Raw genomic sequence first — 20890 nt, 5'->3', positions numbered from 1 at the left:
CGTAAGTTATTGTTGTTGAAAAGTACTAATCAAATATATAATTTAAGTATAGATTATATATAGCAACATGTATTTTTGTCAAATAATTAATATAATATGGCACACAGAGATAAGGAAATTTTCAATTTGATTGAACAGGAAAGAATCCGTCAAACAAATGGTATAGAATTAATTGCTAGTGAAAACTATGTAAGCCCAGACGTTCTAGCTGCAGCAGGTTCTATTTTAACTAATAAATATGCAGAAGGCTATCCTGGCAAGAGATACTACGGTGGTTGTGAAATTGTGGATGAAATCGAAAATCTAGCCATAGAAAGAGCTAAAGAATTATTTAATGCAGAATATGTAAATGTTCAACCTCATTCTGGTAGCCAAGCTAACACAGCTGTATTTCATGCTTGTCTCTCTCCTGGTGATAAAATACTAGGATTTGATTTAGCTCATGGTGGTCATTTAACACATGGTTCACCTGTGAACTTTTCTGGAAAACTTTATCAAACATCATTCTATGGTGTTAATAAGGAATCTGGTTTACTTGACTACGATAACATCGAGAAAATAGCAGAAGCTGAAAAACCTAAACTTATAATAGCTGGTGCTAGTGCTTATAGTAGAGATATTGACTACAAAAGATTTAGAGAAATCGCAGATAAAATTGGAGCTATACTACTAGCAGATATTGCACATCCCGCTGGACTAATTGCCAAAGGTATTCTAAATGATGCAGTCTTATACGCTCACATCTGTACGTCAACTACACACAAGACATTAAGAGGTCCACGAGGAGGAATTATTATAATGGGTAAGGATTTTGAAAACCCATTTGATCAACGTTTGAAGAGCGGTAAATTGAAAAAGATGTCATCATTGTTAAACAGTGCTGTATTTCCTGGTAATCAAGGAGGTCCTTTAGAGCATATAATCGCTGCTAAAGCAGTGGCATTTAAAGAGGCACTCTCTGATGATTTTCTTCATTACATGGTTCAAGTAAAGAAAAATACACAAACACTCGCAAGTGCCTTAATCGATAAAGGGTTTAATATTATTTCTGATGGTACAGATAACCATATGATGTTAATCGATTTAAGAAACAAAGGCATTACGGGTAAAGACGCAGAAGAGCTTCTTGGTAAGATAGATATAACCGTAAATAAAAATATGGTGCCGTTTGACGACCAGTCACCGTTTATAACAAGTGGTATACGCATAGGAACTGCAGCTGTAACAACAAGAGGATTGAAAGAAGATCAAATGAGTCTAATATCTCAATATATAAATGACGCAATCACAAATAAAGACGATGAGAGTAAATTAAAATCTATAAAAGAACAAATCAATTTGATGATGAGCACATATTCTTTATTTCAACTCTAAAGAACATATTAATAGAATACAATAAAAGGCTGTTATTATTTATTTAATAACAGCCTTTTATTTAATTTATTTCTAATTAGAGAAAATTTACCACAACAAAAAACCCTTATCAAATTGATAAGGGTTTTAAAAGAAGGCGGCGACATACTCTCCCACAAATGCAGTACCATCTGCGCTAATGGGCTTAACTTCTCTGTTCGGAATGGTAAGAGGTGAGCCCCATTGCTATAACCACCTTAAAGGTTTCAGTTAAATTAAAATAATCCAACTGTATATGTTGACATTTTGAAAAGTTCAAAATCAATACAAGTAGATAGAGGTATCTAAGCTTACGGGTAATTAGTATCACTCGGCTATGACATTACTGCCTTTACACCTATGACCTATCAACGTGGTAGTCTCCCACGACCCTTTAAAGAAATCTCATCTTGTGATGGGTTTCGCGCTTATATGCTTTCAGCGCTTATCCCTTCCCGACGTAGCTACCCAGCAATGCCCCTGGCGGAACAACTGGTAGACCAGCGGTCAGTCCAACTCGGTCCTCTCGTACTAAAGTCAGATTCACTCAAATTTCTAGCGCCCACTACAGATAGAGACCGAACTGTCTCACGACGTTCTGAACCCAGCTCGCGTGCCACTTTAATGGGCGAACAGCCCAACCCTTGGGACCTTCTCCAGCCCCAGGATGTGACGAGCCGACATCGAGGTGCCAAACCCCCCGTCGATGTGAGCTCTTGGGGGAGATCAGCCTGTTATCCCCGGCGTACCTTTTATCCTTTGAGCGATGGCCCTTCCATGCGGAACCACCGGATCACTATGCTCTTGTTTCCAACCTGATCGACCTGTATGTCTCTCAGTCAAGCTTCCTTATGCCATTGCACTCTACGCACGGTTACCAAGCGTGCTGAGGAAACCTTTAGAAGCCTCCGTTACTCTTTTGGAGGCGACCACCCCAGTCAAACTACCCACCAAGCAATGTCCCCATTTCTGGGTTAGATTTCAAATAAGCAAAGGGTGGTATTTCAACAATGACTCCACAACGCCTGGCGACGTCACTTCATAGTCTCCCACCTATCCTACACATTACTTATCCAAAATCAATACTAAGCTATAGTAAAGGTGCACGGGGTCTTTTCGTCCCGTAGCGGGTAATCGGCATCTTCACCGATACTACAATTTCACCGAGCTCATGGCTGAGACAGTATCCAAATCGTTACACCATTCGTGCAGGTCGGAACTTACCCGACAAGGAATTTCGCTACCTTAGGACCGTTATAGTTACGGCCGCCGTTTACTGGGGCTTCAATTCAGATCTTCGCCGAAGCTAAACCCTCCTCTTAACCTTCCAGCACCGGGCAGGTGTCAGGCCCTATACTTCATCTTTCGATTTTGCAGAGCCCTGTGTTTTTGATAAACAGTCGCTTGGATCTTTTCACTGCGCCCTATTAAATAGGGGACCTTTCTCCCGAAGTTACAGGTCTATTTTGCCTAGTTCCTTAGCCATGAATCACTCGAGCACCTTAGAATTCTCATCCCAACCACCTGTGTCGGTTTACGGTACGGGCTGCTTCACTTGCTTTTCTTGGAAGTTGCTCCTCTGGATTATCCACGTAGCCGTAGCCTTGTGGTACTATCCCAACCTTAACAGTTGGTTCAACGTACATTTCCGTCAGTACGCACCAAATTCACACCTCCGTCACTTTTATTGTGAGCAGGTACAGGAATATTAACCTGTTATCCATCCACTTCCCCGTTCGGGTACGCGTTAGGACCCGACTAACCCTCAGCTGATTAGCATAGCTGAGGAAACCTTGGTCTTTCGGTGAGGGGGTTTCTCGCCCCCTTTATCGTTACTTATGCCTACATTTTCGTTTCTAATCGTTCCAGCAAACCTCACAGTTCACCTTCAACACAATTAGAATGCTCTCCTACCACTCTCAATGGAGTCCATAGCTTCGGTAGTATGTTTATGCCCGATTATCATCCATGCCGTACCGCTCGACTAGTGAGCTGTTACGCACTCTTTAAATGAATGGCTGCTTCCAAGCCAACATCCTAGCTGTCTAAGCAGTACAACCTCGTTTTTTCAACTTAACATACATTTGGGGACCTTAGCTGATGGTCTGGGTTCTTTCCCTTTCGGACATGGACCTTAGCACCCATGCCCTCACTGCTGATCATCATTTTATAGCATTCGGAGTTTGTCAGGAATTGGTAGGCGGTGAAGCCCCCGCATCCAATCAGTAGCTCTACCTCTATAAAACTAAATCAACGCTGCACCTAAATGCATTTCGGAGAGTACGAGCTATTTCCGAGTTTGATTGGCCTTTCACCCCTACCCACAGGTCATCCGAAGACTTTTCAACGTCAACCGGTTCGGGCCTCCACTGTGTGTTACCACAGCTTCACCCTGCCCATGGGTAGATCACACGGTTTCGCGTCTACCACTACTAACTATCGCGCCCTATTCAGACTCGCTTTCGCTACGGCTCCGTGTCTGAAACACTTAACCTTGCTAGCAACGGTAACTCGTAGGCTCATTATGCAAAAGGCACGCCGTCACCCGAAGGCTCCGACCGCTTGTAAGCGTATGGTTTCAGGTTCTTTTTCACTCCCTTATTCAGGGTTCTTTTCACCTTTCCCTCACGGTACTGGTTCACTATCGGTCTCTCAGGAGTATTTAGCCTTAGCGGATGGTCCCGCTAGATTCATACAGGGTTTCCCGTGCCCCGCACTACTCAGGATACTACTATCAATAACTAAAATTACCAATACAGGGCTATCACCTTCTTTGGCTCCTCTTTCCAAAGGATTCTTATTCTTTTAGCATCAAATATTGTAGTCCTACAACCCCAATTAGGCCGTAACCTAATTGGTTTGGGCTTTTCCGCGTTCGCTCGCCACTACTGACGGAATCACTATTGTTTTCTCTTCCTCCGGCTACTTAGATGTTTCAGTTCACCGGGTTTGCTCCATTACTGGTGACATGTCTTCAACATGCCGGGTTGCCCCATTCGGAAATCTGCGGATCACATCGTATGTGCCAATCCCCGCAGCTTATCGCAGCTTATCACGTCCTTCATCGCCTCTGAGAGCCTAGGCATCCCCCATACGCCCTTATTTGCTTATGATACCTATTACTATACAACGATATATAGTAATATTATTTTTTCTATCTTGTATTAATCCTAATTAATATTAGAACTAATGCTCGTTTTGATCTTTTCAAAATGTCAATGAACGTTTAATGATTAAATTTCTATTAATCAATCGTGGAGAATATCGGAGTCGAACCGATGACCTCCTGCGTGCAAGGCAGGCGCTCTAGCCAGCTGAGCTAATTCCCCATGACGAATCCTAAATACTGAATTCAGAATATCGAATTTAGAATCCTCAACCTCTAGAATTTCCATTAAAATTCTATAAATGAACTTTATCTCTTAGCTATAATTATCTACTCAATAACTACCTAAGACATCGTAGTCTCAGGCAGACTCGAACTGCCGACCTCTACATTATCAGTGTAGCGCTCTAACCAGCTGAGCTATGAGACTGAGTGTCTTGCGACTATTTCTTGATTGACTTGCTTTTTAAAATAAACACACACTAATTGAGTGTTAAAGGTCTTGAAACTATCCCTTGTTTCGTTCCATTATTTCAGGAACTCCAGAAAGGAGGTGTTCCAGCCGCACCTTCCGGTACGGCTACCTTGTTACGACTTAGCCCCAGTTACTAGTTTTACCCTAGGCAGCTCCTTTCGGTCACCGACTTCAGGCACCCCCAGCTTCCATGGCTTGACGGGCGGTGTGTACAAGGCCCGGGAACGTATTCACCGCATCATGGCTGATATGCGATTACTAGCGATTCCAGCTTCACGCAGTCGAGTTGCAGACTGCGATCCGAACTGAGATAGGGTTTGTAGATTCGCTCCTTCTCGCGAAGTGGCTGCTCTCTGTCCCTACCATTGTAGCACGTGTGTAGCCCAGGACGTAAGGGCCGTGATGATTTGACGTCATCCCCACCTTCCTCACGGTTTGCACCGGCAGTCTCTCTAGAGTCCCCACCATTATGTGCTGGCAACTAGAAATAGGGGTTGCGCTCGTTATAGGACTTAACCTGACACCTCACGGCACGAGCTGACGACAACCATGCAGCACCTTGCAATATGTCCGAAGAAAAATCTGTTTCCAAATCTGTCATACTGCATTTAAGCCCTGGTAAGGTTCCTCGCGTATCATCGAATTAAACCACATGCTCCACCGCTTGTGCGGGCCCCCGTCAATTCCTTTGAGTTTCATTCTTGCGAACGTACTCCCCAGGTGGGTTACTTATCACTTTCGCTTGGCCACTCAGATCTCAATCGATCCAAACAGCTAGTAACCATCGTTTACGGCGTGGACTACCAGGGTATCTAATCCTGTTCGCTCCCCACGCTTTCGTCCATCAGCGTCAATATATTGTTAGTGATCTGCCTTCGCAATCGGTATTCTATGTAATATCTAAGCATTTCACCGCTACACTACATATTCTAACCACTTCACAATAATTCAAGATAACCAGTATCAATGGCAGTGCCGGAGTTGAGCCCCTGCATTTCACCACTGACTTAATTACCCGCCTACGGACCCTTTAAACCCAATGATTCCGGATAACGCTTGCACCCTCCGTATTACCGCGGCTGCTGGCACGGAGTTAGCCGGTGCTTATTCTTACGGTACCGTCAAACAATCACACGTGACTGTATTTCTTCCCGTACAAAAGTAGTTTACAACCCATAGGGCCGTCTTCCTACACGCGGCATGGCTGGATCAGAGTTGCCTCCATTGTCCAATATTCCTCACTGCTGCCTCCCGTAGGAGTCTGGTCCGTGTCTCAGTACCAGTGTGGGGGATCTCCCTCTCAGGACCCCTACCTATCGTTGCCATGGTGAGCCGTTACCTCACCATCTAGCTAATAGGACGCATACCCATCTATTACCGTAACCTTTAATTATTAAATGATGCCATCTTATAATACTATGAGGTATTAATCCAAATTTCTTCGGGCTATCCCTCAGTAATAGGTAGGTTGTATACGCGTTACGCACCCGTGCGCCGGTCGCCATCAGATAGCAAGCTATCTATGCTGCCCCTCGACTTGCATGTGTTAGGCCTGCCGCTAGCGTTCATCCTGAGCCAGGATCAAACTCTTCATCGTAGAATCTTTTAAAGATCATTTATTAGAATAACTCCAAAAACCTCTTTTAAGAACCCTCAATTAGCGTACATGTGTCTATTTTTATTTTCTTACCAATACTTGCCTTTGTATTAATCAATACAAAAACAGTATCGCTGTGCTGTCAATCATTATTTTCAATGAACTACTTCAAAATATCTAGACCGAAAATTTGATGCGAAATCCTCACAATCCGCTACAAATATTTTCAACCTTTTTGAAGAACTATCGCTTTATTTAAACATCATTGTTTCCCAAAGCGGGTGCAAATATACACACACTTTTTCTTACCAAACAAACTTTTATGACAAAAAATTTGAAAAAAAATTACAACAAACCCTTAAACACCTTCAAATCATTTACTTACAAAATGAAAAAATCAAAACTTTTTTAATCACAATATATAATCCCTTATCTATTGGTAAATAGAAATTTGATCAACGTTTGAAGAGCGGTAAATTGAAAAAGATGTCATCATTGTTAAACAGTGCTGTATTTCCTGGTAATCAAGGAGGTCCTTTAGAGCATATAATCGCTGCTAAAGCAGTGGCATTTAAAGAGGCACTCTCTGATGATTTTCTTCATTACATGGTTCAAGTAAAGAAAAATGCACAAACACTCGCAAGTGCCTTAATCGATAAAGGGTTTAATATTATTTCTGATGGTACAGATAACCATATGATGTTAATCGATTTAAGAAACAAAGGCATTACGGGTAAAGACGCAGAAGAGCTTCTTGGTAAGATAGATATAACCATAAATAAAAATATGGTGCCGTTTGACGACCAGTCACCGTTTATAACAAGTGGTATACGCATAGGAACTGCAGCTGTAACAACAAGAGGATTGAAAGAAGATCAAATGAGTCTAATATCTCAATATATAAATGACGCAATCACAAATAAAGACGATGAGAGTAAATTAAAATCTATAAAAGAACAAATCAATTTGATGATGAGCACATATTCTTTATTTCAACTCTAAAGAACATATTAATAGAATACAATAAAAGGCTGTTATTATTTATTTAATAACAGCCTTTTATTTAATTTATTTCTAATTAGAGAAAATTTACCACAACAAAAAACCCTTATCAAATTGATAAGGGTTTTAAAAGAAGGCGGCGACATACTCTCCCACAAATGCAGTACCATCTGCGCTAATGGGCTTAACTTCTCTGTTCGGAATGGTAAGAGGTGAGCCCCATTGCTATAACCACCTTAAAGGTTTCAGTTAAATTAAAATAATCCAACTGTATATGTTGACATTTTGAAAAGTTCAAAATCAATACAAGTAGATAGAGGTATCTAAGCTTACGGGTAATTAGTATCACTCGGCTATGACATTACTGCCTTTACACCTATGACCTATCAACGTGGTAGTCTCCCACGACCCTTTAAAGAAATCTCATCTTGTGATGGGTTTCGCGCTTATATGCTTTCAGCGCTTATCCCTTCCCGACGTAGCTACCCAGCAATGCCCCTGGCGGAACAACTGGTAGACCAGCGGTCAGTCCAACTCGGTCCTCTCGTACTAAAGTCAGATTCACTCAAATTTCTAGCGCCCACTACAGATAGAGACCGAACTGTCTCACGACGTTCTGAACCCAGCTCGCGTGCCACTTTAATGGGCGAACAGCCCAACCCTTGGGACCTTCTCCAGCCCCAGGATGTGACGAGCCGACATCGAGGTGCCAAACCCCCCCGTCGATGTGAGCTCTTGGGGGAGATCAGCCTGTTATCCCCGGCGTACCTTTTATCCTTTGAGCGATGGCCCTTCCATGCGGAACCACCGGATCACTATGCTCTTGTTTCCAACCTGATCGACCTGTATGTCTCTCAGTCAAGCTTCCTTATGCCATTGCACTCTACGCACGGTTACCAAGCGTGCTGAGGAAACCTTTAGAAGCCTCCGTTACTCTTTTGGAGGCGACCACCCCAGTCAAACTACCCACCAAGCAATGTCCCCATTTCTGGGTTAGATTTCAAATAAGCAAAGGGTGGTATTTCAACAATGACTCCACAACGCCTGGCGACGTCACTTCATAGTCTCCCACCTATCCTACACATTACTTATCCAAAATCAATACTAAGCTATAGTAAAGGTGCACGGGGTCTTTTCGTCCCGTAGCGGGTAATCGGCATCTTCACCGATACTACAATTTCACCGAGCTCATGGCTGAGACAGTATCCAAATCGTTACACCATTCGTGCAGGTCGGAACTTACCCGACAAGGAATTTCGCTACCTTAGGACCGTTATAGTTACGGCCGCCGTTTACTGGGGCTTCAATTCAGATCTTCGCCGAAGCTAAACCCTCCTCTTAACCTTCCAGCACCGGGCAGGTGTCAGGCCCTATACTTCATCTTTCGATTTTGCAGAGCCCTGTGTTTTTGATAAACAGTCGCTTGGATCTTTTCACTGCGCCCTATTAAATAGGGGACCTTTCTCCCGAAGTTACAGGTCTATTTTGCCTAGTTCCTTAGCCATGAATCACTCGAGCACCTTAGAATTCTCATCCCAACCACCTGTGTCGGTTTACGGTACGGGCTGCTTCACTTGCTTTTCTTGGAAGTTGCTCCTCTGGATTATCCACGTAGCCGTAGCCTTGTGGTACTATCCCAACCTTAACAGTTGGTTCAACGTACATTTCCGTCAGTACGCACCAAATTCACACCTCCGTCACTTTTATTGTGAGCAGGTACAGGAATATTAACCTGTTATCCATCCACTTCCCCGTTCGGGTACGCGTTAGGACCCGACTAACCCTCAGCTGATTAGCATAGCTGAGGAAACCTTGGTCTTTCGGTGAGGGGGTTTCTCGCCCCCTTTATCGTTACTTATGCCTACATTTTCGTTTCTAATCGTTCCAGCAAACCTCACAGTTCACCTTCAACACAATTAGAATGCTCTCCTACCACTCTCAATGGAGTCCATAGCTTCGGTAGTATGTTTATGCCCGATTATCATCCATGCCGTACCGCTCGACTAGTGAGCTGTTACGCACTCTTTAAATGAATGGCTGCTTCCAAGCCAACATCCTAGCTGTCTAAGCAGTACAACCTCGTTTTTTCAACTTAACATACATTTGGGGACCTTAGCTGATGGTCTGGGTTCTTTCCCTTTCGGACATGGACCTTAGCACCCATGCCCTCACTGCTGATCATCATTTTATAGCATTCGGAGTTTGTCAGGAATTGGTAGGCGGTGAAGCCCCGCATCCAATCAGTAGCTCTACCTCTATAAAACTAAATCAACGCTGCACCTAAATGCATTTCGGAGAGTACGAGCTATTTCCGAGTTTGATTGGCCTTTCACCCCTACCCACAGGTCATCCGAAGACTTTTCAACGTCAACCGGTTCGGGCCTCCACTGTGTGTTACCACAGCTTCACCCTGCCCATGGGTAGATCACACGGTTTCGCGTCTACCACTACTAACTATCGCGCCCTATTCAGACTCGCTTTCGCTACGGCTCCGTGTCTGAAACACTTAACCTTGCTAGCAACGGTAACTCGTAGGCTCATTATGCAAAAGGCACGCCGTCACCCGAAGGCTCCGACCGCTTGTAAGCGTATGGTTTCAGGTTCTTTTTCACTCCCTTATTCAGGGTTCTTTTCACCTTTCCCTCACGGTACTGGTTCACTATCGGTCTCTCAGGAGTATTTAGCCTTAGCGGATGGTCCCGCTAGATTCATACAGGGTTTCCCGTGCCCCGCACTACTCAGGATACTACTATCAATAACTAAAATTACCAATACAGGGCTATCACCTTCTTTGGCTCCTCTTTCCAAAGGATTCTTATTCTTTTAGCATCAAATATTGTAGTCCTACAACCCCAATTAGGCCGTAACCTAATTGGTTTGGGCTTTTCCGCGTTCGCTCGCCACTACTGACGGAATCACTATTGTTTTCTCTTCCTCCGGCTACTTAGATGTTTCAGTTCACCGGGTTTGCTCCATTACTGGTGACATGTCTTCAACATGCCGGGTTGCCCCATTCGGAAATCTGCGGATCACATCGTATGTGCCAATCCCCGCAGCTTATCGCAGCTTATCACGTCCTTCATCGCCTCTGAGAGCCTAGGCATCCCCCATACGCCCTTATTTGCTTATGATACCTATTACTATACAACGATATATAGTAATATTATTTTTTCTATCTTGTATTAATCCTAATTAATATTAGAACTAATGCTCGTTTTGATCTTTTCAAAATGTCAATGAACGTTTAATGATTAAATTTCTATTAATCAATCGTGGAGAATATCGGAGTCGAACCGATGACCTCCTGCGTGCAAGGCAGGCGCTCTAGCCAGCTGAGCTAATTCCCCATGACGAATCCTAAATACTGAATTCAGAATATCGAATTTAGAATCCTCAACCTCTAGAATTTCCATTAAAATTCTATAAATGAACTTTATCTCTTAGCTATAATTATCTACTCAATAACTACCTAAGACATCGTAGTCTCAGGCAGACTCGAACTGCCGACCTCTACATTATCAGTGTAGCGCTCTAACCAGCTGAGCTATGAGACTGAGTGTCTTGCGACTATTTCTTGATTGACTTGCTTTTTAAAATAAACACACACTAATTGAGTGTTAAAGGTCTTGAAACTATCCCTTGTTTCGTTCCATTATTTCAGGAACTCCAGAAAGGAGGTGTTCCAGCCGCACCTTCCGGTACGGCTACCTTGTTACGACTTAGCCCCAGTTACTAGTTTTACCCTAGGCAGCTCCTTTCGGTCACCGACTTCAGGCACCCCCAGCTTCCATGGCTTGACGGGCGGTGTGTACAAGGCCCGGGAACGTATTCACCGCATCATGGCTGATATGCGATTACTAGCGATTCCAGCTTCACGCAGTCGAGTTGCAGACTGCGATCCGAACTGAGATAGGGTTTGTAGATTCGCTCCTTCTCGCGAAGTGGCTGCTCTCTGTCCCTACCATTGTAGCACGTGTGTAGCCCAGGACGTAAGGGCCGTGATGATTTGACGTCATCCCCACCTTCCTCACGGTTTGCACCGGCAGTCTCTCTAGAGTCCCCACCATTATGTGCTGGCAACTAGAAATAGGGGTTGCGCTCGTTATAGGACTTAACCTGACACCTCACGGCACGAGCTGACGACAACCATGCAGCACCTTGCAATATGTCCGAAGAAAAATCTGTTTCCAAATCTGTCATACTGCATTTAAGCCCTGGTAAGGTTCCTCGCGTATCATCGAATTAAACCACATGCTCCACCGCTTGTGCGGGCCCCCGTCAATTCCTTTGAGTTTCATTCTTGCGAACGTACTCCCCAGGTGGGTTACTTATCACTTTCGCTTGGCCACTCAGATCTCAATCGATCCAAACAGCTAGTAACCATCGTTTACGGCGTGGACTACCAGGGTATCTAATCCTGTTCGCTCCCCACGCTTTCGTCCATCAGCGTCAATATATTGTTAGTGATCTGCCTTCGCAATCGGTATTCTATGTAATATCTAAGCATTTCACCGCTACACTACATATTCTAACCACTTCACAATAATTCAAGATAACCAGTATCAATGGCAGTGCCGGAGTTGAGCCCCTGCATTTCACCACTGACTTAATTACCCGCCTACGGACCCTTTAAACCCAATGATTCCGGATAACGCTTGCACCCTCCGTATTACCGCGGCTGCTGGCACGGAGTTAGCCGGTGCTTATTCTTACGGTACCGTCAAACAATCACACGTGACTGTATTTCTTCCCGTACAAAAGTAGTTTACAACCCATAGGGCCGTCTTCCTACACGCGGCATGGCTGGATCAGAGTTGCCTCCATTGTCCAATATTCCTCACTGCTGCCTCCCGTAGGAGTCTGGTCCGTGTCTCAGTACCAGTGTGGGGGATCTCCCTCTCAGGACCCCTACCTATCGTTGCCATGGTGAGCCGTTACCTCACCATCTAGCTAATAGGACGCATACCCATCTATTACCGTAACCTTTAATTATTAAATGATGCCATCTTATAATACTATGAGGTATTAATCCAAATTTCTTCGGGCTATCCCTCAGTAATAGGTAGGTTGTATACGCGTTACGCACCCGTGCGCCGGTCGCCATCAGATAGCAAGCTATCTATGCTGCCCCTCGACTTGCATGTGTTAGGCCTGCCGCTAGCGTTCATCCTGAGCCAGGATCAAACTCTTCATCGTAGAATCTTTTAAAGATCATTTATTAGAATAACTCCAAAAACCTCTTTTAAGAACCCTCAATTAGCATACATGTGTCTATTTTTATTTTCTTACCAATACTTGCCTTTGTATTAATCAATACAAAAACAGTATCGCTGTGCTGTCAATCATTATTTTCAATGAACTACTTCAAAATATCTAGACCGAAAATTTGATGCGAAATCCTCACAATCCGCTACAAATATTTTCAACCTTTTTGAAGAACTATCGCTTTATTTAAACATCATTGTTTCCCAAAGCGGGTGCAAATATACACACACTTTTTCTTACCAAACAAACTTTTATGACAAAAAATTTGAAAAAAATTACAACAAACCCTTAAACACCTTCAAATCATTTACTTACAAAATGAAAAAATCAAAACTTTTTTAATCACAATATATAATCCCTTATCTATTCGTAAATAGACATAATACTTGTACTTTTAAGAAACTTAAAACTACATTGCAATCCTTCTCACTAAATACTTATATCTGAAAAACATCATAGTTGCCGATGATGTTAACGCAATTAATAAGGCTACCCATATACCCATTGAAGATAAATAAGTGTGCAGCCCCAAGTAATACGCCAAAGGAAATCCAATGCACCAATAACTTATAAGGCAAAATAAACTAGGATACCAAACATCATGCAATCCACGCAATAATCCTAAAAGGAAAACTTGTATTCCGTCACTAACCTGAAAAATTGCTGCTATTAGCAATAAATGTGAGGCTATCTGTATAACCTCTGTATCGTTTATATAAATCCAAGGCAGGTAATTTCTTCCGATGAAGAATAAACACATGAATAGGATCTCAATTACTAGAACCATAAAAAATAAGCTTTTTACAATTTGCTTCATGTAAGCGAAATTTCTTTTCCCTAGTTGGTTTCCTACTCGAATAGTAGCTGTAACTCCTAATCCTATACCGAACATAAATGTTAATGCAGATAAATTCAATGCAATTTGATTTGCAGCCTGATGTTTTGTTCCCAACATACCAGATAAAAATATTGCTCCTGTAAAAAGAGACACTTCAAACAACATTTGCAATGCAGTGGGGAATCCTAACGATAAGATTTTAGTGATATTGGTCTTAGATATAAATATTGGACCCTTGAATTGTTGGTGTAGACTCGGTTTTCGCGAAAGCGAAATATAAATTATTATCACCATGATTATTCTAGATACTAAAGTACCCCATGCTGCACCTACTAATCCTAATTTTGGAAAACCAAACTCTCCATAAATTAATAGATAGTTCAACATTACGTTTATCACGTTTGCAATAATTGCAGCGTTCATTGCATGTTTAGTAAGACTCAACCCATCAGAAAATTGCTTGAAGGCCTGAAATAACATTAATGGCACCATGGATATAGAGACAATATGCATGTACGGAATCGCGAGTTCAACAACTTCTGCTGGTTGATCCATGTAAAATAATAGAGGTTCTGCCACTATAAGTAATGCAGTGAGTAATATTCCCATAATAAAGGATAGGAACACTCCGTTGTCTAGAATCCTTTTAACCTTGGTCCAATTTTCCTGACCTTGTGCTGTAGATACTAATGGCGTTATAGCGAAGGAGAACCCAATACCAATACTTAATGCAATATAGATAAGGGTGTTTCCCAAGGATACTGCTGCAAGAGGAGCATCTCCCAGTTTACCTACCATAACATTATCAGCCAACGCTACTAATAAATGAGCTACCTGTCCTAAAACTATAGGATAGGCAATTTTGTAATTAGTTAAAAATTCTTGTTTATATGATACTAGGTTCACGCCAGTTTTTTTTGTTATTAAGGCGCCAAAACTAAACAATCAAATGCTCACGATAACATATTAAGGTACTTTAGTCACATCAATAGAATTAAAAAATTCAAGGTTAGAATGTAACTAGAATTTATTCCTCGTTTTCTAATTGGCTGATATAACTCTGAATATTAGCAGCTTTATCCATGTCTAATTTAGGTGGTTGTATCTCACTAAATTGTTGCAGTGTTTGATTCAAAACCTCAGCAACTATTAATCTTGCCATTGGTTTATTATCTGACGGCACTACATACCACGGTGCGTATGTTGTCGAAGTATTTTTTATAGCGTCTTGATAACAATCCATATATTTACCCCAAAGTTTCCTCTCTGCTAGATCTCCATCTGAAAACTTCCAGTTTTTTTCTGGTATGTGCAATCTCCTTAATAAGCGATTTTTTTGTTCTTGCTTGCTGATATTCAAAAAGAACTTAAATATAAAGGTACCATTTTGCGTAAGTTCTTTTTCGAAATTGTTGATTTGTTCAAATCGCATACTCCAAAAATCAGAATTAGCATCGCTAGGATCATTAAAATCAGGGAGATTTTCTCCCATCAGGTATTCTGGATGTACTCTAGTCACCAACACATTTTCATAATGCGTTCTATTAAAAATTCCAAAATGACCTTTTGAAGGTAAAGCTATATAGTGACGCCATAAGTATCCATGTGAACGTTCTAAATCGGTAGGTACTTTAAAACTATAATGTTCAACACCTCTCACATTAAAGTCTTTAAAAACTTCTCTTACTAAGCTATCCTTTCCTGCCGTATCCATACCTTGAAAACAGACCAGTACAGCGTGTTTGTCATGGGCATACATTCTAGCCTGGAAATGTGCTAATTCTCTTCTAACCTTAGCTAGCCTTTTTTTTGCCTCTTTTTTTTCTAAAATATCTAAAGGTAAGGTAGGATGAGATGACAGGTTAAAAGTAGAGTCAACTTTAAAATCTGATGGCGTTACGTTGAATTCCATTATTTACTTGCAAATAGTTTGACATCATTTTCACTAATCTCTTCTCCTCCTAATATGATTAGTCGTTCCACTACATTACGTAATTCTCTAATATTTCCCGTCCAATCATATTCTTGCAATAATTTAATTGCATTAGCATGAAACTCTTTTCTCGAACCACCTTGTTCCTGAGCTATTTTTTGTGCAAAGTGCTCTACCAATAAGGGTATATCATCACGTCGATCATTCAGTGATGGAACGTTTATTAAAATCACAGCTAATCTATGATATAGATCTTCTCTAAATCTTTTTTCTTCAATTTCTTTTTTTAGATCCTTATTTGTAGCTGCAAGAATTCTCACATTTACCTGTATATCCTTATCACTACCTACTCGTTGAATTCTATTTTCTTGTAACGCTCGTAAAACTTTGGCTTGAGCAGGCAATGACATATCACCTATTTCATCGAGAAAAATGGTTCCGCCATTTGCGGCTTCAAATTTTCCTGCACGATCTTTATTTGCTCCAGTAAAGCTACCTTTAACATGACCAAAGAGCTCACTTTCTATGAGTTCACTAGGAATAGCGGCACAATTAACTTCAATGAATGGCTTTTTTGAACGATCACTTTTTTCATGTAACCAGTGAGCCACAAGTTCTTTACCTGTACCATTCCCACCGGTTATTAAAACTCGGGCATCTGTAGGAGCTACTTTCTCAATAATATTTTTGATTATTGAAATTAATTCGCTCTCACCAATCATCTCGTAATTCTTACTTACCTTTTTCTTTAACCGCTTATTTTCTACGACTAGAGTTTTACGATCTAAGGCGTTGCGCACAGTATTCAACAACCTATTTAAATCTGGTGGTTTTGAAATGTAATCAAAAGCTCCTAATCTCATAGTTTGAACAGCAGTATCTAAATCACCATGTCCAGAAATCATTACTACAGGAGTTTCGGGCTTAATTTTTTGAACAGCTTCCAAAACCTCTACTCCATCCATTTTGGGCATTTTTATATCACAAAGTACCAGATCATAATCGTTGTCCTTTATAAGGTCCATACCTGCAAGACCATCCTCGGCTTCAGTGATTTTGTAATTCTTATCCTCTTCACTTAATATTTTACCCAGCACTCTTCTAATTGCGCTTTCATCTTCTATAATAAGTATTTGTGCCATTAAATTTGAAATTTTATACCTGCTCTAGAATAAAATGTATTGCTGCTATTAATAGTGCGCACATCTTCTCCATCTGCATCTCTTAATCTTATATCGTTAAAGATAGTGTATCCTGCATATACATAAAATGAAATATGCTTTGTTAAGTTATATGTATAACCTGGTCCCATCATGGCAGTTGTCATACTTATATTATCAGCAACTCCATTAATTGTGTTTACGTCGTTTTGAATATTAGCATAAAAACCATCTAATCTTGCATATAATTGTACACTATGTTGATCGTTAAATCTATATCTTAAATTCATTTTGGGAGCTCCTATACTATAGCTCCAATCTGTTGCAAACTCTCTGTAATAATTTACGTAAGGTAATGGGAATGGTCGACCAACCGTTGTTGAGTACTGCACACCTAATACAAGTCGCCATGGTTTTCCACCATCTGTTCGTTTTTTCATGTCCTTGATGAAGTAAGCACTTCCTGTAAAAAACAAATCTTCACTTATTGGCTTTGCCTCATCAAAATTTGATGCTGCTAATAAACCTACCCTTGCACCAAATCGCCAATTATTCTCCATAGGAAATGTATATCCTAATGCAACTTCAATACTTTCATACCTATCAGTCTTAAGTTGTCTAAATCGTTCATCATCTCTTATTAGTAAGTGAACGTTCCTATATTCTATGAAAGGAACAAGATAGGATTGCTCTTTTACTTTCAAAGGAACATTGACAAAGGTTCTAAATCTCCTAAAGCTATTATCACTATCACTTTGTGGGAAATACGTAAATTCTGTTCTAAATAGATCAGTTGCTTGTGAGTTCGCTTTCGCGAAAGCGAGAACAACAATTATCAGTATTAATATTTTAATCAGTTTTTTCATCATCTTTTTTCCATGTGATATTAGAAGATACTAGGTGTAAATCTCGTTGAGGGAACGGTATTGATATATTGTTTTCTCTAAAAGCTTTGTCAATTTCAAAACGCAGACTACTCTTAATTTTAGGATCGGTAAAAGCATCGCGTACGTAAAAAAACAGTTCAAAATCTAAAGAACTATCTCCAAAATTTTGAAATAGAACCATGGGTTCTGGACTTTTAAGCACTCCTTTTTGATTATTCGCAACCTCGAGTAGTATTTTTTCTACTAGTCGTGTATCACTTCCATAGGCTACTCCTACTCCTACCTTTTCTCTTGTTTTTGCATGATTTTGTGTGTAATTAAAAACAATGTCCGAGAGAAATAAGTGATTAGGTATAATCAATACTTTATCGTCTCTTGTGATGGCTCTCGTACTTCTTAATTTGATTTCAAAAACACGACCCACCTTATCATCCACTTCTATGATGTCATTAACCAGAACCGATTTATCCACGATAATTGTTATACCTGCTATGATATCCTTGAAGAAGTCCTGTAAAGCAAATCCAATCCCGACGAATAACGCTGCACTGGCTGTAAGTAATGCCGTAATATCTGCTCCAGAACTATTCAGTATAACCAGGATAACAATGATGTAAACCAGATAGTTAAAAAACCTGAAAATACTATCAAATTTTAGTTTGTCACTGTGATCCATTTTACGAGTAAGAATTTTTTTCAATACTCTTAAGAGGACCTTGGTTGCAAGTAAAGCAACAATGGCAAGAATCACCATCCATGTGTCTAAATGAAAATCGCCCTTTTCCTTTGCTTCAATTATTTGATAGGTCAAAAAATCTTTGATGGATTGCCAATCTAATTTCATCTCGTTAATACTTTAACCACTTATATAATTGTTTCCAACTCGTCTTTTTGCCATACATTAAAATACCTACACGGTATATTTTGGCAGCTATATAGGTAACTCCTATTATACTTGCGTATAGCAAGCTTACACTTATAAGAATTTCCCACCAAGTTATTTCTCCAAAAGGAATTCTCATTAACATAACGATGGGACTGGTTAAAGGTATATAACTAAATGTAACCGCAACAGTACCGTGTGGATTATCTATAACTGAGAAAAAACCCACATATATGGATAGCATTAATGGTAAGATGATAGGAAGCATAAATTGCTGTGTATCTGTCTCACTATCTACAGCTGCACCTATAGCAGTATATATGCTAGCGTATAAAAAATATCCTCCTATGAAATAGACGAAAAAGAGGAAAATCAATTGTCCTATTGGTAATTTTAAAATGTCATTGACAAAAGCTTGGGCTTCACTAGCTGTTTGAACTTGATTAACGAGTTGCTCGTTAGCTGGGTTTTGAAGAGCATCTGGTCCCAAAACGACTGACAAAACAATTGCCAGCGTTCCACCTAAAACCACCCAAATAAGAAATTGAGTAATTCCCGCCAGTGACGTTCCTGTTATCTTACCCAACATAAGATATATAGGTTTAACACTGCTCACTATAATTTCTACAATACGATTTGTTTTTTCCTCAATTACAGACCGCATGAGCATGTTACCATATATTATGATGAACATCATTAATAAATATCCTGCTGCTCCACCTGCAGCAATTTTAATCCATCCTGCTTCCTTACTGGTCGTATCGCCATCAAATGTTTGTAACTGCAACTGCTTTTTTACAGTTGCTGCTTGTAAAATGCTAGGTTGAATATTGTTTTCTAATAATTTATACTCAGTGGCTTTTTTGTTTATGGCATTCTCTATTCTTTCTATAAAACCTGAAGATGGATTGTCTTTTGAATAAAAGGTCAAATTTTCGACTTCATTGTCAACACCATATATATGTATCAATCCATAATAGCCTGCCTCCTTAGTAGCAGTTATGGCTTGATCGATCTGATTATCAACTCGAACGAATTTGAAGTTGCTATAGTCTTCAAACAAATCTACATAGGACGCACCAGTCTCATCAAGTATTGCTACAGTCCTAGAATCTTCTCTATTCAAATTTGTGAGCCAACCTATAAGCACAGCTACACCGATGAATATCATAGGACTTACAAAGGTCATTATTATAAAGGTCCTATTACGAACCTTTGTCAAGTATTCTCTTTTAATTATTAAACCTAGTTTACTCATTGCTACCTACGTTTTTAATAAATATATCGTTTATGCTAGGTATAATTTCACTGAAATGAGTTACTTCGCCCAATTGGGTTAATCTATTGAAAACCTCATTTATAGAAACTTCTTTTTGTAAATGAATTTTAAAATCAACTGTATTATCTAGTCCTTTGATATCGGTTGATTGTGCTTGCCACTCAACTGGAAGTTCTTTTAACCATGAATCTGTTTCACTTAAAACACTTATTTGATAATCGTTGTTACGATACTCTTGTTTTACACGGTTAATAGGGCCTTCCAAAACCAAATTTGATTTGTTAATTAAAGCAATATGATCACACATTTCTTCCACACTTTCCATTCTATGAGTAGAAAAAATAATAGTAGCACCTTGATCTCTTAGATATAGGATTTCATCCTTTATGAGGTTGGCGTTTACTGGGTCAAATCCTGAAAACGGTTCATCAAAGATTAATAGCTTAGGTTGGTGTAAAACAGTCACAATAAATTGAACTTTTTGGGCCATACCCTTTGACAATTCTTGCAGTTTTTTATTCCACCATCCTTGCATCCCTAATCTTTCAAACCAAAACTCCAGTCGTTGCTTAGCTTCTTTTTTAGACAGACCTTTTAATTGGGCTAGGTACAGGCATTGCTCGCCTACTTTCATGCTTTTATACAAACCACGCTCTTCAGGCATGTATCCAATTTGTGCAATATGATTTGGTGCTAGTGGTTCACCATTCAATAACACGCTACCTTTATCAGGCATTGTAATTTGATTGATAATTCTAATAAGAGAAGTTTTACCTGCACCGTTTGGACCTAATAATCCATATATAGATCCTTCTGGAACTTTTATGGTCAAATTATTCAATGCAGTATAATCGCCATATTGTTTTGTTATGTTTTCTGCTTGTAATGCGTATCCCATATTCAATAATGAAACACGCAAGTTAACAATATAGGCCGTGGTATAAAGTATTTTAGATATATTTAATAGGAATGATTTATTTAAAGGTAGATTAAGCCATAAAAAAACCCACCTCTTTTGACAAAGAGGTGGGAAAAATTGCTATGAAAAAGAAAAATAACAACTGGTGTTGAAA

The 20890-nt window shown here is 40.2% G+C and carries 8 protein-coding genes, 4 tRNA genes, 6 rRNA genes and 1 pseudogene; 2 read left to right on the top strand and 17 right to left on the bottom strand.

Going from position 1 to position 20890, the window contains the following annotated elements; genetic code table 11:
• The first annotated feature begins 96 nt into the window (after window positions 1-96).
• Window positions 97-1374 (top strand): serine hydroxymethyltransferase, encoded by a 1278-nt coding sequence (gene glyA, locus HCN53_RS00630; RefSeq protein WP_167341661.1) that lies wholly within the window; start codon window positions 97-99, stop codon window positions 1372-1374.
• Window positions 1375-1505: 131 nt separating this feature from the next.
• Here the strand turns inward: glyA (HCN53_RS00630) and rrf (HCN53_RS00625) are convergent.
• The 5 genes from rrf (HCN53_RS00625) to HCN53_RS00605 all read right to left on the bottom strand — a co-directional run bounded on the left by rrf (HCN53_RS00625) (window position 1506) and on the right by HCN53_RS00605 (window position 6570).
• Window positions 1506-1613, bottom strand: a 5S ribosomal RNA gene (gene rrf, locus HCN53_RS00625).
• Window positions 1614-1693: 80 nt separating this feature from the next.
• A 23S ribosomal RNA gene (locus HCN53_RS00620) occupies window positions 1694-4506 on the bottom strand.
• A gap of 141 nt (window positions 4507-4647) precedes the next feature.
• A tRNA-Ala gene (locus tag HCN53_RS00615) sits at window positions 4648-4721 on the bottom strand.
• Between the two features lie 133 nt (window positions 4722-4854).
• Window positions 4855-4928, bottom strand: a tRNA-Ile gene (locus tag HCN53_RS00610).
• A gap of 116 nt (window positions 4929-5044) precedes the next feature.
• Window positions 5045-6570 (bottom strand): 16S ribosomal RNA (locus HCN53_RS00605).
• 450 nt (window positions 6571-7020) lie between these two features.
• On the opposite strand from HCN53_RS00605, the pseudogene glyA (HCN53_RS00600) reads away from it, so the two are divergent.
• Window positions 7021-7572 (top strand): annotated as a pseudogene (gene glyA / locus HCN53_RS00600) (serine hydroxymethyltransferase); the annotation flags it as partial.
• Window positions 7573-7703: 131 nt separating this feature from the next.
• Here the strand turns inward: glyA (HCN53_RS00600) and rrf (HCN53_RS00595) are convergent.
• From rrf (HCN53_RS00595) to HCN53_RS00540, 12 genes are all read right to left on the bottom strand, one after another.
• Window positions 7704-7811: ribosomal RNA gene (gene rrf, locus HCN53_RS00595) — 5S ribosomal RNA — on the bottom strand.
• An 80-nt stretch (window positions 7812-7891) separates the two neighbouring features.
• A 23S ribosomal RNA gene (locus HCN53_RS00590) occupies window positions 7892-10704 on the bottom strand.
• A 141-nt stretch (window positions 10705-10845) separates the two neighbouring features.
• Window positions 10846-10919 (bottom strand) — tRNA-Ala (locus HCN53_RS00585).
• Between the two features lie 133 nt (window positions 10920-11052).
• A tRNA-Ile gene (locus tag HCN53_RS00580) sits at window positions 11053-11126 on the bottom strand.
• 116 nt (window positions 11127-11242) lie between these two features.
• Window positions 11243-12768: ribosomal RNA gene (locus HCN53_RS00575) — 16S ribosomal RNA — on the bottom strand.
• The 16S, 23S and 5S rRNA genes sit together here with 4 tRNA genes alongside, the layout of an rRNA operon.
• A 478-nt stretch (window positions 12769-13246) precedes the next feature.
• Window positions 13247-14581 (bottom strand): MATE family efflux transporter, encoded by a 1335-nt coding sequence (locus HCN53_RS00570; RefSeq protein WP_167341659.1) that lies wholly within the window; start codon window positions 14579-14581, stop codon window positions 13247-13249.
• 121 nt (window positions 14582-14702) lie between these two features.
• Entirely contained in the window at window positions 14703-15587 is an 885-nt protein-coding gene (locus HCN53_RS00565; RefSeq protein WP_167341658.1) for a PPK2 family polyphosphate kinase, read from the bottom strand.
• A complete protein-coding gene (locus tag HCN53_RS00560) occupies window positions 15587-16750 on the bottom strand; it encodes a sigma-54-dependent transcriptional regulator (protein WP_167341657.1) in 1164 nt (387 codons plus the stop codon). The genes HCN53_RS00565 and HCN53_RS00560 overlap by 1 nt, the downstream gene beginning before the upstream one ends.
• On the bottom strand, window positions 16750-17634 hold the full coding sequence (locus tag HCN53_RS00555; RefSeq protein ID WP_085775662.1) for a DUF6268 family outer membrane beta-barrel protein: 885 nt from the start codon (window positions 17632-17634) through the stop codon (window positions 16750-16752). Before HCN53_RS00555 ends, HCN53_RS00560 begins: the two co-directional genes overlap by 1 nt.
• Window positions 17618-18499, bottom strand: a complete 882-nt coding sequence (locus HCN53_RS00550; protein WP_167341656.1) for a mechanosensitive ion channel family protein — start codon at window positions 18497-18499, stop codon at window positions 17618-17620. Before HCN53_RS00550 ends, HCN53_RS00555 begins: the two co-directional genes overlap by 17 nt.
• 4 nt (window positions 18500-18503) lie before the next feature.
• Window positions 18504-19796: an ABC transporter permease gene (locus HCN53_RS00545; protein WP_105018556.1), complete on the bottom strand. Its 1293-nt coding sequence runs from the start codon at window positions 19794-19796 to the stop codon at window positions 18504-18506.
• Window positions 19789-20715: an ABC transporter ATP-binding protein gene (locus tag HCN53_RS00540; protein ID WP_167341655.1), complete on the bottom strand. Its 927-nt coding sequence runs from the start codon at window positions 20713-20715 to the stop codon at window positions 19789-19791. The genes HCN53_RS00545 and HCN53_RS00540 overlap by 8 nt, the downstream gene beginning before the upstream one ends.
• Between the last annotated feature and the right edge of the window lie 175 nt (window positions 20716-20890).

Origin of the sequence: Nonlabens sp. SY33080, from assembly GCF_011784885.1 — a bacterium.
GTDB classification, from domain to species: domain Bacteria; phylum Bacteroidota; class Bacteroidia; order Flavobacteriales; family Flavobacteriaceae; genus Nonlabens; species Nonlabens tegetincola.
Note: the sequence above shows the minus strand (reverse complement) of the source record. Positions and strands in the feature narration are given on the sequence as shown.